The following is a 14,910-nucleotide window of genomic DNA, read 5'->3' on the forward strand; positions in this document are numbered from 1 at the left end:
TCACGTCGCGGCCCTCAACTACCCTTGGGCACCTCGGCGAAACCCGGTTGTCCCGCGTCTACAACGGAATTGAACCGGTACCGAGTCTCGAGACGCTCGTTGATCTCTTGGATCGCGTCCTCGGGAAGCGCGGTCACATCGAAGTTCTCGCGGATGCGTGACGGTGTGACGGATCCCGTGAGAACTGCGGTGCCGCGCTGGATTCCCCAGGCCAAAAGCACTTGCGCAGGCGTCTTTTCAACGCGTCGGGCGATCGAGACGACAAGCGGGTCATCGAGCAGCCGCGGTTCCAGCGCGTGTCCCAGCGAGGCAAACGCCAAGAGGATGATCCCGTCGGTTTCCCGCAATCCATGGAGTTCCCATTGCGGGTGGTACGGGTGCGACTCGACCTCCACGACTGCCGGCTTGATGCGGGCGGTGTCGACGATTTTCCGGGCGCCTTCGACGTCGATGTCCGACAGGCCTATCGCTCGCGTAAGCCCGTCATCCACAAGGGCTTCCATTGCGGCCCAGGTCTCCTCCAACGTGACCCCGTCGTCGTAGACGACCGCTCCGTGGATGTCGCGGGGGTCTTGGTCATCGCCAGGCTGGAACGCGAACGGGGTGTGCACCAGATATAGGTCGACCGCGTCTAGCCCGAGCCTGCCCAGGCTCGCCCGCAGCGCGGGCTTCACGCGTTCAGGGCGATGGTTGTTGTTCCACAGCTTGGTGGTCACGAACAGCTCTTCGCGGCGCACCGTTCCGGAGGCGAACAGCTCCTTGAGGGCCGCACCGACCTCGGCTTCATTGCGGTACCGCTCGGCTGCATCGAGGTGGCGGAAACCCACCTCGACCGCGGTCTTGACGGCATCGCGCGTCTTGGTGTTATCGGAGAGCGACGTGCCAAACCCGAGCGCCGGAAGGTGACCGCGGCCGTCGTTCAGGGCAATTGTTTGCTGATTGGGGTTGATGATGGATGCCATTTTCGTGGGCTCCTCGAATGGATTCGGTCAAATCATATGACCGGTCAGCCATCGTCGGCTTGCCGAGAGCCCGTTGCTCGGGCATATGCATAGTTGTCCGCCTCTGAGCGACTACTGGTTACTTACGGCAGCGACCCGGAGCGACTGGCACCCCGGCCGTTGTCGCTCGGAGGCGGGCGACAGCAACATTCCCTCCGGCGAGCGAAAGCGAGGAAAGGAACGGGAAAGCAGCCATCGAGAACTCGGCGCCCTAGAACTCCTTGTGATTCACGTCGGTGACCAGGCCGCCGTCCATCACGTACTCGCTGCCGGTGGAATAGGACGACTCGTCGCTGGCGAGGAAGAGCACGAAGGTGGCGACTTCCCGGACCTCGCCTGGACGCCCGAGCGGAATGGTCACCATGTCCTCGGGCAGGTGCGCGGTCATCGGGGTGCGGATGAACCCCGGGTGCACCGAGTTGACCCGGATATTGTGCGGAGCCAGCTCCAGTGCCGCCGACTTCGCCAGGCCGCGCACGCCCCACTTGGACGCGACGTAGGGGTGCACCATGGGCGCGCCGCGCAGGCCCTCGATGGACGACACGTTGATGATCGAGCCGCCCCCGGCGGCGATCATCGGCTCGACCGAGGCCCGCATGCCTAGGAATGTCCCGGTCAGGTTGACGTCAATCACCTTCTGCCACTTGGCCAGATCGAAGCTCTTCAGCGGGCCGAGCGCGACGGTTCCGGCGTTGTTGACCAGCACGTTGAGCTTGCCGAATTCGCCGACCGCGGTGGCGACGGCGGCGTCCCACTGGTCGGGCTGGGTGACGTCGAGGTGCACGTAGCGCGCGGAGTCGCCGATCTCGTCGGCCAGCGCCTTGCCCTGGTCGTCCAGGATGTCGCCGATCACGACCTTGGCGCCCTCCTCGACCAGCAGCCGCGCGTCTTCGGCTCCCATGCCGCCGGCGCCACCACTGATCAGCGCTACCTTGCCGTCTACCCGACCCACGTGGGTCTCCTTTCGATTTAGGTGGTCACCAAAGTGCTTGGTGCGTAAAGGCCTTTGCCCGTTACCAGCGGCAAGTCAAGTGTGGTCCGGATGCCCGGCGGCGCCGCGATCACGGCGGGGATGGCGTTGACGACGCGGCCCGCGGCGCCCGCGATCGCCGCGTGGTTGTGGTCGCCCTTGCGGCTGCTCGGGATGATGTCGACCGCGTACGACGGCTCGCCGGTGATCTCGACGCGGTACGAGCCGTCGCCGGAGGCGGGTTGTGGCAGGTCGGGGCGCAGGTCCGGCCGCAACCGGGTGACGTGCTCGATGACGATGGCGGGGTGACCCTTGACCATGCCGCGGATCTCGAACTGCAGCACGGCGACGGTGCCCTTGGCCACGTGGCCGATCGCGATGTCGAAATCTTCGGGCGCCGGCTCGCGCTGGTAGGACTCGGTGATCTCGTCGACCTCGATGCCGAGGCCGGCCGCCAGCTGACGGATCGCGGTGCCCCAGGCGATGCTGAGGATGCCCGGCTGCAGCAGCATCGGGATTTCGTCCATGGGCTTGGCGAACCCCATGTAGTCCATGACCTCGGTCCCGTTGTACGACGCGTAGTCGTGAATCTCCATGCAGCGCACCTGCTCGATGCGCTGACAGGTGCCGGCGAGCGCGAACGGGATCAGGTCGTTGGCGAATCCCGGGTCGACACCGCTGATAAAGATGCTGGAATTGCCTTGCCTGGCAGCGTCTTCCACGCGGGCGATGTACTTCTCGGGCATGACGCCCCACGGGTACTGCAGCAGGCCCGGCGACGAGCCGACGACGTTGATGCCGGCGGTCAGGATGCGCATGACATCGGCCATCGCCTCGGGCAGCCGGGTGTCGCCCATCGCACAGTAGACGACGCAGTCGGGCTTGGCGGCGATGATCGCGTCCAGGTCGTTGACGGCCGTGACGCCGGTGACGACACCGGTGTCCAGGCCGACGCCGCACAGCTCGCCGGCGTCCTTGCCCATCTTTTCCGGAGTGGACACGCACACCCCGGTCAGCTCGAACTGGGGGTTGGTGATGAGTTCGGCGAGCGCCAGGCCTCCGACATTCCCGGTACCGACGTGCGCGACGCGGATCGCCATGAGAGTCTCCGTCCCTGTAAAACCCTGGACAACTTTTCTAGACAGTAGTCCATAAATTTTGGGCAGCATACCTACCCGACGACACGGGGCCCGCGGGGGCAGAATCAATCGCTGATGGCACCACGCGAAGACCTTCGGTTCGCCTCCGGCGACGACCTGATCAGCGCCTGGCTCTACCGGCCGCCGGGCGACGGGCCCGCACCACTGCTGGTGATGGCGCACGGCCTGGGCGCGGTGCGCGGCATGCGCCTGGACGCGTACGCGGAGCGTTTCAGTGCGGCCGGCTACGCCTGCCTGGTGTTCGACTACCGTAACTTCGGCGACAGCGCGGGCCGGCCGCGTCAGGTGCTCGACGTCGGCATGCAGCTCGCCGACTGGGCCGCGGCCGTCGGCTACGCCCGCACCATCCCGGGGATCGACCCCGAACGGATCGCCTTGTGGGGCACCTCTTTTGCCGGCGGCCACGTGATCGCCACGGCAGCCCGGCTGCCGGGCATCGCCGCGGCCGTCGTCCAATGTCCGTTTACCGACGGCCTCGCCTCGGCGCGCACCATCACCAACCCGTTGATCGCCGCGCGCATCACCGCGCGGGTGGTGCGCGATCTGCTCGCGCGCCAGCGGGGCCGGCCGCCGGTAATGGTCGCGACGGCCGGCAAGCCCGGCGAGGTCGCGTTGATGAACACGCCCGACGCGTATGCGGGCTATTTGCGGCTGGTGCCCGACGGGCTCGACTTCCGCAACGAGGTCGCCGCCCGAATCGCGTTACAAATCTTCAGCTATCGCCCGGGCCGTTCCACGCCCCAGATCTCCTGCCCGATCCTGTTCTGCGTGTGCGAGGCCGACTCAGTGGCCCCCGCGGGGGCGACGCTGCGCCACGCGGCCAAGGCGCCCCGCGGCGAGGTCAGGCTGTATCCCGAGGGTCATTTCGCGATCTACGTCGACGACGCCTTCGACCGTGTCGTCGCCGACCAGCTCGCGTTCCTCGACAAGCACCTGCGCGGTTAAGGCCCCAGCGGCGACGTCGTGCGGATGGCTTCGTCGCGGATCAGTCCGCGCAGCAGCGCGGTGCTGAACTCGGCGGCGATCTCCTTGGCCGAGCGCCGGCCGCTGGGCCGCAACCAGCGGTAGCTGCCCAGCGTCATGCCGATGTAGCCCAGCGCCAGCACGTGCGAGTCGCATTGGTAGAACTCGCCGTTGGCGATTCCGCGGTCGATCAGGCCGTGCACGTGGTGGTAGACCTGGGCTTCCTTCTCACGGACCTCGGCGACCTGCTCGCTGGTGAACCATTCGGTGATGTACGGCTGCTCCTGGAAGTACACCGCGGCCCGTTCCGGATCGCTGGCGATGCCGGTGAGCAGGCGAACCGTGTACTGGTAGAGCGCCTCGCGCGCCGTCCAGGACGGGTCGTCGTGCACGGCGGCCAGGGTGCCCTCGGCGGCCTGACGGTAGATGTCGAACAGGATCAGCGACTTGCTGGCGTAGTAGTGATAGACGGTCGCCTTGTTCAGCCCGATCACGTCCGCCACGTCGTCCATCCGGGTGCCGTGATAGCCGCGCGCCGCAAACAGCTTCGTCGCGACCTTCAGCAGCTCTTCGCGCCGGGTCAGCCCATTCGGAGTGACGCTGTCGGTGGGCATCTGTTCTCACTATCGTCGGTATGGCCAGGCCAGGGCCGGTTCGGCCAGAATAGCTATCAATCAACTGGTTGGACAGTTTATGCAAAACGCCGGGTGTCACGTGCAGCCGTGTGCGACTAGACTCCTCATCGAACGAGATGAGTCGAGAGGTGGGGCCGATGGATCCGAGTCCGGATTACGACGGAAGCGACGAGATCGAGTTCTTCATGCGGTACCTGACCTGGGGATTGCGCGGAGTCACCGACGGGAACGGGTACCCGCCGCCGGCGTACCCGCCCGTCTAAACTCCCAGCGCAGAGGCGCTTTTCGTCGCTACAGCGCCTTGAGTTCCTCGGCGACCGCCGTCACCGATTTCTTCGCGTCGCCGAACAGCATGCTGGTGCCCTCGCCGTAGAAAAGCGGGTTGTCGATGCCGGCGAAGCCGGAGTTCATCGACCGCTTGAGCACAATCACCGACTTGGCCTTGTCGACGTTGAGGATCGGCATGCCGTAGATCGGGCTGGACGCGTCGTTGCGCGCCGCCGGGTTGGTGACGTCGTTGGCGCCGATGACGATCGCGACGTCGGTGCGGCCGAATTCGTCGTTGATGTCGTCCATGTCCTTCATGGCGTCGTAGTCGACCTCGGCCTCGGCCAGCAACACGTTCATGTGCCCGGGCATCCGGCCCGCCACCGGGTGAATCGCGTACTTCACCGTGACGCCCTTGTTCTCCAACAGGGCCGCCATGTCCTTCACGGCGTGCTGGGCCTGCGCGACGGCCAGGCCGTAGCCGGGCACCACGATCACCTGGTTGGCGTAGGCCATCTGGATCGCGGCGTCGGCGGCCGAGGTGGCCTTGACGGTCTTGTCGCCGGCGTCGCCGCCGCTCGGGGCGATCCCGCCCCCGCCGAAGCCGCCGGCGACGATCGCCGGGATCGAGCGGTTCATCGCCTTGGCCATCAGGTTGGTCAGGATCGAACCGGACGCGCCGACGATCATGCCGGCCACGATCATCGCGGTGTTGTTCAGCGCCAGGCCCGCGGCCGCGGCCGAGAGCCCGGTCATCGCGTTCAGCAGCGAGATGACCACGGGCATGTCGGCGCCACCGATGGGCAGCACCACCATCAGGCCCAGCACACCCGCGGCGGCCAGTAGCCCGACCATCCACCACAGCGACGCGCCGCCGCTACCTGGATGCGCGTGCAGCCCGATCACCACCGCGGCGGCCACGGCGGCGGCCAGCAGCAGCAGGTTGATCGGCTGCTGCGCCCTACCGAAGCCGATCGGCGAGCCGGAGATGATTTCCTGCAGCTTGCCGAACGCGATGATGGATCCCCAGAACGAGATCGAGCCGATGATCGCGGCGAACAGCGACGCCACCACGATGTGCACGGTCGGTGACTCGCCGTGCTGGAAAGCCGAAAAGCCGCTCGTCTCAATGAATTCCGAGAGCGCGATCAGCGCCACCGTGCCACCGCCGACGCCGTTGAAGAACGCCACCAGCTGCGGCATCGCGGTCATCTTGGTGTAGCGGGCCGGCGGGACGCCGAGCAGCACGCCCACCACCAGGCCGGCGATGATCAGCAGCCACTGGTCGGTGTGACGGATCTTGATCAGGGTCGCCGCCACCGCGAGGGCCATACCGACCGCGGCGATCAGGTTGCCTCGCACCGCCGTCTTGGGCCCGGTCAGGCCCATCAGGCCGTAGATGAAGAGGGCGAAGGAAATGATGTAGAGGCCGATTACCAAGTAGTTCATTTGGCCGCCGGCTCCTCTGTCTTCTCGGCCTTAGCGGCCGATACCGGTTTCTTCTTGCCCTTGAACATGCCCAGCATCCGGTCGGTGACGATGAAACCGCCGATGACGTTCAGGGTTCCGAACACCACCGCGACGAACAGGATGATCTGCACCGCCAGCGAGGGATGCTCGACCGAGCCGAACACCACCAGCGCGCCCAGTACCACGATGCCGTGGATGGCGTTGGTGCCCGACATCAGCGGCGTGTGCAGCGTGTTGGGCACCTTGGAAATGACCGCGAACCCGACGAACCCGGACAGCACCAGGATCGCGAGGTTCGCTAAAAGTTCGTCGTACATCTAGGAGTCCTCTCGGTCGCGGGTCACACACGAGTCCGCGACGACCTCGTCGTCGAAGTCGGGGGCCAGCTTGCCGTCGGTGAGCAGCAGGTCCAGCAGTGCGGTGATGTTCTTGCTGTAGAGCTCGCTGGCGTGCTCGGGCATGGTGGCCGGGAGGTTCAGCGGCGAGGCGATGGTGACGTCGTGCTTGACGACGGTCTGCCCGGGCTCGGTGAGCTCGCAGTTGCCCCCGGTCTCGCCGGCCAGGTCCACCACCACACTGCCGGGCTTCATCGCCTCCACCGCGGCCGCGGTGACCAGACGCGGCGCTGGACGCCCCGGGACCAGCGCCGTGGTGATCACGACGTCGAATCCGCTGATCGCCTTTTCCAGAGCCTTCTGCTGCTGGGCGCGCTCCTCGTCGGTGAGCTCACGGGCGTAGCCGCCCTCGCCGGAGGCGTCGATGCCGATGTCGAGCCACTGCGCGCCCACCGAGCGCACCTGGTCGGCCACCTCGGGGCGGACGTCGTAGCCGGTGGTGCGCGCGCCCAGCCGCTTGGCCGTCGCCAGCGCCTGCAGCCCGGCCACGCCGACGCCGAGCACCAACACGGTCGCGGGCTTCACGGTGCCGGCCGCTGTCGTCAGCATCGGGAAGAAGCGGGTGGACTCCGAAGCCGCCAGCAGCACGGCCTTGTAGCCGGATACGTTGCCCTGCGACGACAGCGCGTCCATCGCCTGGGCGCGGGAGATCCGCGGGATGGCCTCGAGCGCGAACGCCTGCACGCCGGCCTGCTTCAGGGCGCCGATCGAGTTCTCGGCGTTGCGCGGCGCGAGGAAACCGATCAGCGTCTGGCCGCTGCGCAGCTTGGCGACTTCGGCCTGGGTCGGCGGCGCGACCTTGACCACCACCTCGGCGCCCCACGCGTCCCCGATGCTGGCACCGGCCTCGGTGTAGAGCGCGTCGGGCAGCAGAGCCCGTTCGCCCGCACCGGACTCGACCACCACCGCCACGCCACTGCCTACCAGCGACGCGACCGCCTTCGGCACCAGCGCGACCCGCCGCTCGTCGGCGCCGGATTCGGCGACCACTCCTACCGTCGTCTGCGCATTTGTCATGGCGCGTACATCTACTTTCCGTACTTTCCCGTACTGTCCCTGCCGATGGGCGTGGCGCCGGCTCGGCCGCGCGCTTCGCTACCTTAACCAGGTTTCACCATGGACGCGCGAACGGCTCCGGGCCACCGGGGGCGGGATACCCCAGCCCCCGGGTGATCGACGCTCCGGTCGATGGTTCGCCGCCACCGGGCGATGCAGTAGCGCCCGCGCCGTTGTGACGTCACAAGACGACGTTGTGCGCGGCGCTACCAGAGCGGGATCTCCTGGCCGTGTTCGGACTCGGGGCGGGGCCCGAAGTAGCGGCGCTGCGATTCGTCGATGGGCACGTCGTTGATGCTGGCCTCGCGGCGTGCCATCAGTCCCGACTCGGTGAACTCCCACAGCTCGTTGCCGTAGCTGCGGTACCACTGGCCGGACTGGTCGTGGCACTCGTATTGGAACCGCACCGCGATGCGGTTGCCGTTGAAACTCCACAGGCTCTTGCGCAGCGAATAATCCAGCTCGCGCTGCCACTTGCGAGTCAGGAACGCCACGATCTCGTTGCGGCCGATGATGCGCTCGTCTCGATTGCGCCAGTGCGAATCGACCGTGTAGGCCAGGCTGACGCGCTCAGGGTCGCAGCTGTTCCACGCGTCCTCGGCCGCCTGCACCTTTTGCAGCGCAGTTTCGTGGGTGAACGGAGGCAACGGGGGGCGGGATTCACTCATGTCGTCCATCGTGCCGCCCGCGCCGCGCGCTTTCACCGCGGCGTAAGCGTCGCGCTGACGACCAGAAACGCGGCGACTCGACACGTGTCCTATCGTGACGGGCATGGACTTCGCGATGTCGGCCAAAGCCAGCGACTACCACAAGCGACTGTCCGACTTCATGACGGAATACGTCTTTCCGGCCGAGGCCGAATACGACAAATACCGCGAAGAAGCCGGCCCCAACGATCACACGGTTCCCCCGGTCATCGAGGCACTCAAAACCAAGGCCAAGGAGCGCGGCCTGTGGAACCTGTTCCTGCCGGCCGAGTCGGGGTTGACCAACCTCGAATACGCCCCGCTGGCCGAGCTGACCGGCTGGAGCCTGGAGCTCGCCCCTGAGGCGGTCAACTGCGCGGCCCCGGACACCGGGAACATGGAGACCCTGCACCTGTTCGCCACCGAGGATCAGCGCAAGCAGTGGCTGGAGCCGTTGTTGGCCGGCGAGATCCGCAGCGCCTTCTCGATGACCGAGCCGGCGGTCGCGAGCAGCGACGCCCGCAACATCCAGACTTCCATCGTGCGCGACGGCGCCGACTATGTCATCAACGGGCGCAAGTGGTGGACGTCGGGCGCGGCCGACCCGCGCTGCAAGATCCTGATCGTGATGGGCCGTACCAACCCCGAGGCCGCGAGTCACCAGCAGCAGTCGATGGTGCTGGTGCCGATGGACACCCCGGGCGTGAGCGTCCTGCGCTCCACGTCGGTGTTCGGCTGGCAGGACCAGCACGGGCACTGCGAGATCGTCTACGACAACGTCCGGGTGCCGGTTACCAACCTGCTCGGCGAGGAGGGCGGCGGCTTCGCCATCGCCCAGGCCCGGCTCGGCCCGGGCCGCATCCACCACTGCATGCGCGCGCTCGGCGGGGCCGAACGCGCCCTGGCGCTGATGGTGCACCGCGCGAACAACCGCATCGCCTTCGGCCGGCCGCTGGCCGACCAGGGTCTGGTACAGCAGGCAATTGCCAAGTCCCGCAACGAAATCGACCAGGCCCGGCTGCTCTGCGAGAAGGCGGCGTGGACGATCGACCAGCACGGCAACAAGGCCGCACACCTGCTGGTCTCACAGATCAAGGCGGTGGCGCCGCAGGTGGCCTGCGATGTCATCGACCGCGCGATCCAGGTGCACGGCGCCGCCGGCGTCAGCGACGACACGGTGCTTGCCCGTCTGTACGGCTGGCACCGGGCCATGCGGATCTTCGACGGGCCCGACGAGGTACACATGCGGACCATCGCGCGCGCCGAGATCGGCCGCGAACAGTCGGCCTTCGCCGCGGCGGTAACCCCGAATGACTGAGGCGCTGCGAGAACTGTCCGGCGCGTGGAACTTTCGCGATGTCGCCGACGGCGCTCCTGCCCTTCGGCCCGGGCGGTTGTTCCGGTCCGGTGAGCTCAGCCGCCTCGACGACCAGGGCCGCACCACGCTGCGCGAGTTGGGCATCACCGACGTCGCCGACCTGCGCGCGAACCAGGAAGTCACCAAACGCGGTCCGGGTCTGGTTCCGGACGGCGTCGAGATCCACCGGCTTCCTCTGCCCGACCTCGGCGACGACGAACGCAGCGACGACGACGCGCCGCACGAGACCGCGTTTCGGCGCCTGTTCCAGGGCGAAGCCAGCCAATCCGACGAAGAGGTCAACGAGGCCGCCATCAAGCACATGATCGACGAGTACCGGCAGTTCCCGACCCGTAATGGCGCGCAACGCGCTGTGCGGCAGGTCTTTTCGTTGTTGGCCGACGGCCGTCGGGTGCTCACGCACTGCTTCGCGGGCAAAGACCGCACCGGTTTCGTGATCGCCACCGTGCTGGAAGTGCTCGACGTCGACCGCGACACCATCATCGCCGATTACCTGCGCAGCAACGCCGCGGTACCGCAGTTGCGCGCCCACATCTACGAGATGATCCAGCAGCGCTCCGACGTCGAATTGACCCCGGAGGTAGTCACATTCACCAAGGCCCGGCTGGACGACGGTGTCCTCGGCGTACGCCCGGAGTACCTGGACGCCGCGCGCCAGACCATCGACACCGAGTTCGGCTCGCTGCACGCCTATCTGCGCGACGCGGGTGTCAGCGAGGCGGACATAGACCGTCTGCGCGGCGAGCTGCTCGCCTGACTCGCTGACCACCCGGTCGCGACTGGCTTACCCCAGCTTGAAATCGGCCTGCTTTGCCGCGGAAAGATCGGTGATCTCGCCCCACTGCGCGGCGATGTCCTCCACCGTCGGCGGCTTGTCGTAGTTGACGCCCTTGTTCTGGAACAGCGCGACGCGCTGCACCTTGCCGCCACCGACCACGAAAACCGAAGCGTTGTTGGGGTTTTCCTCGGTGCACAGGTAGGCCACCACCGGGGCGACGTACTCGGGTGTCAGCTTCTCCAGCACTTCCTTGGGAAGGATGTCCTCGGTCATGCGGGTCGCCGCGATCGGGGCGACCGCGTTGGCGTGGATGTTGTACTTCGCACCCTCCAGCGCCAGGCTATTGATCAAGCCGACCAGGCCGAGTTTGGCTGCGCCGTAGTTGGTTTGGCCGAAGTTGCCGAACAGTCCGCTGGTGGAGGTAGCGACGACCACGCGGCCGTAGCTTTGTTCGCGGAAGTGCGGCCACGCGGCGCGGATGACATTGTAGCCACCGTAGAGGTGCACCTTGAGCACGGCGTCCCAGTTCTCGAAGGACATCTTGTGGAAGGTGCCGTCGCGCAGGATGCCGGCGTTGCTGACCACGCCGTGCACGGCGCCGAATTCGTCGAGCGCGGTTTTGATGATGTTCTCGGCGCCCTCGGACTCGGCGACGCTGTCGTAGCTGGCAACCGCCCGTCCGCCGGCGTCCTTGATCTCCTTGACCACCTCGTCGGCCATGTTGTGGCCGGCGCCGGTGCCGTCACGCGAACCGCCGAGGTCGTTGACGACGACGCTGGCGCCCTCCTTGGCGAGGGTCAGGGCGTATTCACGGCCCAGTCCTCCACCGGCTCCGGTGACGACGATGACGCGATCCTGCACTCCGGGCATAAGTTTCCTCTCTGCTGTGAAAAACTCGTTCTAGCAATCGAATTGGAGCGAGATGTTTTAGAACATCCGGCGGGCCATCTTGAAGGCCCGCTCGGTGTACGGAGGGTAGATGAAGCTTGACAGGTCGGGCCGGGTGGGTTTGGTCAACACCGACTTGCGGTGACTGAACTCTTCGAACCCCCACTTGCCGTGGTAGGCGCCCATCCCCGATGCGCCGACACCGCCGAACGGCAGCTTGGCCGTCGAGACCTGGAAGGCGACGTGGTTGACCAGCATGCCGCCGGCCGGCACCTCCTTGATCACCCGCTCGCGGGTCTCGCGCCGCTTGGTGAACAGGTACGCCGCCAGCGGCTTGGGCCGTGAGTTCACGAAATGTATTGCTTCGTGCAGGTTTTGGACGGTGATCACCGGCAGGACCGGGCCGAAGATCTCGTTCTGCATCAGTGGCCCGTTCGGGTCGGGATCCACCACGACAGCGGGCTGGATGCGCAGACTCGACGCGTCGCAGGCCCCGCCGACGGTGACCTTGCCGTCGCCTCCGGACAGGTAACCACTGATCCGGTCGAACTGGCGCTGATTGGCCACCCGCATGCCGTCCGGCTTGTCGGCGGTGAATTTCGTGATGGCGGCACCGATCTTGTCGACCAGTTCATCGCGAATCGTGGCGTCCGCGAGGACGTAATCGGGTGCGACGCAGGTCTGCCCGGCGTTGAGCAGCTTCATCCAGGCGATCCGCTTGGCGGCCACCTCCACGTCGGCGTCCGCCGCGACGATGACCGGGCTCTTGCCGCCCAGCTCCAGGGTGCACGGGGTCAGGTGCGGCGCCGCGCCCTCGTAGACCTTGCGGCCGATCTCGGTGCCGCCGGTGAACAGCACGCGGTCCAGGCCCTGCGCGATGAGTTCCTGGCTCGCGGCACCGTCGCCCTCGACCACCGCGATGGCGTCGTTGTCGAGGTACTTGGGCACCAGCTCGGCCATCACGTGCGCGGACGCCGCGGCGATCTCCGAAGGCTTGAGGATGACGGCGTTTCCGGCGGCGATCGCTCCGACCGCGGGGCCCAGCGTCAGGTAGTACGGGTAGTTCCAGGCGCCGATGATCAGCACGGTGCCGTAGGGCTCGTACTCCACCCAGCCGCGGCCGGGCAGCTGCGGTAGCTCGAGCAGCTGATACTTGCGGCGCGTCCATCGGCGCACCCGCTTCGCCGCGTATTTCGCTTCACCGGCCGTGGTGGCGATGTCGGCGATGTAGGCCTCGAACGGGCTGCGGTCCAAGTCTTCGGCGAGCGCCGCGGCAAGCGCGGCCTCGTTCTCCTCCATCAGCTTCACCAGTTGCAGCAGCTGGCGCTTGCGCCATTCGATGTCGCGGGTGCGTCCGGTGGCGAAGGTCTGGCGCAGCCGGGCGACCGTGGCGGGGATGTCGGTCGGTGCGGTCCCGTTCGTGGAGTCCGATGTCTTCGATGCAACCGATTCGGTGGTCATCATTGTCCTTCCCGAGCAGGGTCCCGCCGCAAGGCGGCCGCTCATCGGTGATAACCGCGATACTAACCATCCGGTTGGGAGAGCAATAGGAAGGATCCGGCCAACGCCGATCTCGCCGGATAGGACCGTCCCGGACCTCGGTCCGCACCCGCAATGACCGGTGCGGTTACTTGACGCAGGGGACGTTCGCGGCGGTCATCTGGCTGAGGTCGGTCGGTGCCGGGGCGCGGTCGCCGGTGCCGGTGGCGGCCACGGCACTCACCTGACCGGACCCTGACGGGTCGGTCGTCGCGCCGGGGTGGGCCAGGTAGTCCCCTGCGGGGAACTGCGTTCCGACGGTCAGCCGCACCGTGCCGGCGGCCACGGCGCTGTTCGCCGTCGCCGGCAGGTGCAGTTGATCGGCCAGGACCTGTGCGGCCCGGTCGGCACCGGGGCCGTACTCGATGACGCTGTCGTCGGCCGGGGCCGCCGCGGTCGTGGCGCTGCCGCGGGTGAAGCCGCGGCCGGCGAAGGCCTCCTCGACGGCGCCCGCGAGCCCGTCCCGTGAGGTGGCATTGACGACGTCGAGAATCGCGGGTTCGGCGAGCGCCGGCGGTGGCTGGGTGGGCGGTGATGCGGCCTCCAGCGCGACCGGTGTATCCGACATGAAGCGCTCGTTGACGATCCGCCGGATGGTCGGCAGGTCGACCTGGTTGATGTCGGACCCGTTGGCGTCTTTGCCGAAGCCGGCGATCGGCAGGGTGTAGAGCGACAGCGGCCGCTCGCTCAGTTGCGAGGCGCGCGAAGCGAATTCCATGACGTCCAGCCCGTCGTCGACGGCGACGTTGTCGCGGGCGACCTGCAGCAGCTTGCGCAGCCCGCTCACGCTGGACAGCGCGCCGCCGCTGCGAGCCGCCTTGACCAAGGACACCAGGAACGCCTGCTGTCGCCGTGTCCGGTCGAAATCAGTGAAGGAACCGTCGTTTTCGTCGCGCCGCTGCCGCACGAAGGCCATCGCGTCCGCGGCGTCGATGCGCTGGACCCCCTGGTGGAAGTCCGCACCCGAATAGCTGTCCCGCGTATCGGCATTGAGGCACACCGTGATCGGCTCGACGGCCTTGGCGATTTGAAAGAACGCGCCGAGCGTGACCTCGACGAAGTGGTCGACCGAGATGCCCAGAAAGTCGTTGACGGCGTTGATTTCGGCTTTGCGGCCGGCCTCGCGCGCGGTCTGCTCGCGAGCCGTCAGGTTGTTGGCGCCCGCCCCGCCCGAGTTCCCGGCCGCCTGCGAATTCAGCGACTGCTGGTAGGCCAGGCCGTACGCCTGCTTGATCTTGCCGGCGCAGACCGATCCCGGGCAGCCCGGCAACTCCGCGTAGTCGTCACGCGGAATCGATATCGCGGTCACCGGCCCGTCGCCGTCCGAAATGTGCACGACGATAAGGACATTGGCGTTGTAGCCGCCCGAGCTCTCGTCGCCGGCGTGCAGCGCCTCGTAGATGTCTTGGGGTAGCGGCTTACCGTTCTGGTCCAGCCGGCTGTCCAGACCCATCAGCAGAATGTTCTGGTTGCCGTCCATCGTCGTCGCCGCATTCGGCAGCGCGTGCGAAATGATGATCTTGCCCAGCGCGGTGTGATAGCCCGTCCAACCCATACCGGTGATCGCCATGACGGCGGCCGAAGCGACGGCCGCCACGAACCGGCCCTTGCGCAGGGCCCAACGGTGCGATTGATCGGATCCGCCACTGGCCATAACGAGTGACCATTGTCCCCGATGACCAGGCGAATTCCCGGTAACCGGGACCGCGAGCCAAGGGTCGACG

Annotated in this window: 15 protein-coding genes; 4 read left to right on the plus strand and 11 right to left on the minus strand. The window is 67.0% G+C overall.

The annotated features are described in order from the left end of the window. Positions 1 to 14: 14 nt before the first annotated feature. The 3 genes from B8W69_RS15035 to B8W69_RS15045 form a co-directional block, all read right to left on the minus strand. A complete protein-coding gene (locus B8W69_RS15035; protein ID WP_085290581.1) occupies positions 15 to 962 on the minus strand; it encodes an aldo/keto reductase in 948 nt (315 codons plus the stop codon). A gap of 250 nt (positions 963 to 1,212) precedes the next feature. Further along, positions 1,213 to 1,953 carry a glucose 1-dehydrogenase gene (locus B8W69_RS15040; protein ID WP_007769272.1) on the minus strand — a complete coding sequence of 247 codons (741 nt, stop codon included), beginning with the start codon at positions 1,951 to 1,953 and terminating at the stop codon, positions 1,213 to 1,215. Between the two features lie 17 nt (positions 1,954 to 1,970). Then, a complete protein-coding gene (locus B8W69_RS15045; RefSeq protein ID WP_085290582.1) occupies positions 1,971 to 3,071 on the minus strand; it encodes an NAD(P)H-dependent amine dehydrogenase family protein in 1,101 nt (366 codons plus the stop codon). Positions 3,072 to 3,185: 114 nt separating this feature from the next. On the opposite strand from B8W69_RS15045, the gene B8W69_RS15050 reads away from it, so the two are divergent. Further along, positions 3,186 to 4,076: an alpha/beta hydrolase gene (locus B8W69_RS15050; protein ID WP_085290583.1), complete on the plus strand. Its 891-nt coding sequence runs from the start codon at positions 3,186 to 3,188 to the stop codon at positions 4,074 to 4,076. On the opposite strand, the gene B8W69_RS15055 is transcribed toward B8W69_RS15050, so the two are convergent. After that, complete coding sequence (locus B8W69_RS15055) at positions 4,073 to 4,708, minus strand: TetR/AcrR family transcriptional regulator (RefSeq protein ID WP_085290584.1); 636 nt, start codon at positions 4,706 to 4,708, stop codon at positions 4,073 to 4,075. The genes B8W69_RS15050 and B8W69_RS15055 overlap by 4 nt on opposite strands. 158 nt (positions 4,709 to 4,866) lie before the next feature. Here B8W69_RS15055 and B8W69_RS29930 point away from each other — a divergent pair, with 158 nt between their 5' ends. Beyond that, positions 4,867 to 4,992, plus strand: a complete 126-nt coding sequence (locus tag B8W69_RS29930) for a hypothetical protein (protein WP_003874194.1) — start codon at positions 4,867 to 4,869, stop codon at positions 4,990 to 4,992. Between the two features lie 28 nt (positions 4,993 to 5,020). On the opposite strand, the gene B8W69_RS15060 is transcribed toward B8W69_RS29930, so the two are convergent. The 4 genes from B8W69_RS15060 to B8W69_RS15075 all read right to left on the minus strand — a co-directional run bounded on the left by B8W69_RS15060 (position 5,021) and on the right by B8W69_RS15075 (position 8,585). Continuing rightward, on the minus strand, positions 5,021 to 6,445 hold the full coding sequence (locus B8W69_RS15060; protein ID WP_085290585.1) for an NAD(P)(+) transhydrogenase (Re/Si-specific) subunit beta: 1,425 nt from the start codon (positions 6,443 to 6,445) through the stop codon (positions 5,021 to 5,023). Then, complete coding sequence (locus B8W69_RS15065; RefSeq protein WP_085290586.1) at positions 6,442 to 6,783, minus strand: NAD(P) transhydrogenase subunit alpha part 2; 342 nt, start codon at positions 6,781 to 6,783, stop codon at positions 6,442 to 6,444. Before B8W69_RS15065 ends, B8W69_RS15060 begins: the two co-directional genes overlap by 4 nt. Beyond that, on the minus strand, positions 6,784 to 7,878 hold the full coding sequence (locus B8W69_RS15070) for a Re/Si-specific NAD(P)(+) transhydrogenase subunit alpha (RefSeq protein WP_085290587.1): 1,095 nt from the start codon (positions 7,876 to 7,878) through the stop codon (positions 6,784 to 6,786). A gap of 245 nt (positions 7,879 to 8,123) precedes the next feature. After that, entirely contained in the window at positions 8,124 to 8,585 is a 462-nt protein-coding gene (locus B8W69_RS15075; RefSeq protein ID WP_085290679.1) for a nuclear transport factor 2 family protein, read from the minus strand. 103 nt (positions 8,586 to 8,688) lie between these two features. Here B8W69_RS15075 and B8W69_RS15080 point away from each other — a divergent pair, with 103 nt between their 5' ends. Together B8W69_RS15080 and B8W69_RS15085 are read left to right on the plus strand one after the other, a co-directional pair. Further along, positions 8,689 to 9,921: an acyl-CoA dehydrogenase family protein gene (locus tag B8W69_RS15080; RefSeq protein WP_281255229.1), complete on the plus strand. Its 1,233-nt coding sequence runs from the start codon at positions 8,689 to 8,691 to the stop codon at positions 9,919 to 9,921. Continuing rightward, positions 9,914 to 10,738, plus strand: a complete 825-nt coding sequence (locus B8W69_RS15085) for a tyrosine-protein phosphatase (RefSeq protein ID WP_085290588.1) — start codon at positions 9,914 to 9,916, stop codon at positions 10,736 to 10,738. Before B8W69_RS15080 ends, B8W69_RS15085 begins: the two co-directional genes overlap by 8 nt. Positions 10,739 to 10,765: 27 nt before the next feature. On the opposite strand, the gene B8W69_RS15090 is transcribed toward B8W69_RS15085, so the two are convergent. The 3 genes from B8W69_RS15090 to B8W69_RS15100 form a co-directional block, all read right to left on the minus strand. Then, positions 10,766 to 11,629: an SDR family oxidoreductase gene (locus tag B8W69_RS15090; protein WP_085290589.1), complete on the minus strand. Its 864-nt coding sequence runs from the start codon at positions 11,627 to 11,629 to the stop codon at positions 10,766 to 10,768. 57 nt (positions 11,630 to 11,686) lie between these two features. Further along, positions 11,687 to 13,111 carry an aldehyde dehydrogenase family protein gene (locus B8W69_RS15095; RefSeq protein WP_085290590.1) on the minus strand — a complete coding sequence of 475 codons (1,425 nt, stop codon included), beginning with the start codon at positions 13,109 to 13,111 and terminating at the stop codon, positions 11,687 to 11,689. Between the two features lie 163 nt (positions 13,112 to 13,274). Further along, on the minus strand, positions 13,275 to 14,840 hold the full coding sequence (locus tag B8W69_RS15100; RefSeq protein ID WP_085290591.1) for an LCP family protein: 1,566 nt from the start codon (positions 14,838 to 14,840) through the stop codon (positions 13,275 to 13,277). Between the last annotated feature and the right edge of the window lie 70 nt (positions 14,841 to 14,910).

Origin of the sequence: Mycolicibacterium vulneris (assembly GCF_002104765.1) — a bacterium.
GTDB lineage: Bacteria > Actinomycetota > Actinomycetes > Mycobacteriales > Mycobacteriaceae > Mycobacterium > Mycobacterium vulneris.

What these genes read in the sequence shown, in the direction of transcription:
- B8W69_RS15035 (WP_085290581.1), bottom strand. Translation starts at nt 962, where the DNA reads ATGGCATCCATCATCAACCCCAATCAGCAAACAATTGCCCTGAACGAC.
- B8W69_RS15045 (WP_085290582.1), bottom strand. Translation starts at nt 3,071, where the DNA reads ATGGCGATCCGCGTCGCGCACGTCGGTACCGGGAATGTCGGAGGCCTG.
- B8W69_RS15050 (WP_085290583.1), top strand. Translation starts at nt 3,186, where the DNA reads ATGGCACCACGCGAAGACCTTCGGTTCGCCTCCGGCGACGACCTGATC.
- B8W69_RS15055 (WP_085290584.1), bottom strand. Translation starts at nt 4,708, where the DNA reads ATGCCCACCGACAGCGTCACTCCGAATGGGCTGACCCGGCGCGAAGAG.
- B8W69_RS29930 (WP_003874194.1), top strand. Translation starts at nt 4,867, where the DNA reads ATGGATCCGAGTCCGGATTACGACGGAAGCGACGAGATCGAGTTCTTC.
- B8W69_RS15060 (WP_085290585.1), bottom strand. Translation starts at nt 6,445, where the DNA reads ATGAACTACTTGGTAATCGGCCTCTACATCATTTCCTTCGCCCTCTTC.
- B8W69_RS15065 (WP_085290586.1), bottom strand. Translation starts at nt 6,783, where the DNA reads ATGTACGACGAACTTTTAGCGAACCTCGCGATCCTGGTGCTGTCCGGG.
- B8W69_RS15070 (WP_085290587.1), bottom strand. Translation starts at nt 7,878, where the DNA reads ATGACAAATGCGCAGACGACGGTAGGAGTGGTCGCCGAATCCGGCGCC.
- B8W69_RS15075 (WP_085290679.1), bottom strand. Translation starts at nt 8,585, where the DNA reads ATGAGTGAATCCCGCCCCCCGTTGCCTCCGTTCACCCACGAAACTGCG.
- B8W69_RS15080 (WP_281255229.1), top strand. Translation starts at nt 8,689, where the DNA reads ATGGACTTCGCGATGTCGGCCAAAGCCAGCGACTACCACAAGCGACTG.
- B8W69_RS15085 (WP_085290588.1), top strand. Translation starts at nt 9,914, where the DNA reads ATGACTGAGGCGCTGCGAGAACTGTCCGGCGCGTGGAACTTTCGCGAT.
- B8W69_RS15090 (WP_085290589.1), bottom strand. Translation starts at nt 11,629, where the DNA reads ATGCCCGGAGTGCAGGATCGCGTCATCGTCGTCACCGGAGCCGGTGGA.
- B8W69_RS15095 (WP_085290590.1), bottom strand. Translation starts at nt 13,111, where the DNA reads ATGATGACCACCGAATCGGTTGCATCGAAGACATCGGACTCCACGAAC.
- B8W69_RS15100 (WP_085290591.1), bottom strand. Translation starts at nt 14,840, where the DNA reads ATGGCCAGTGGCGGATCCGATCAATCGCACCGTTGGGCCCTGCGCAAG.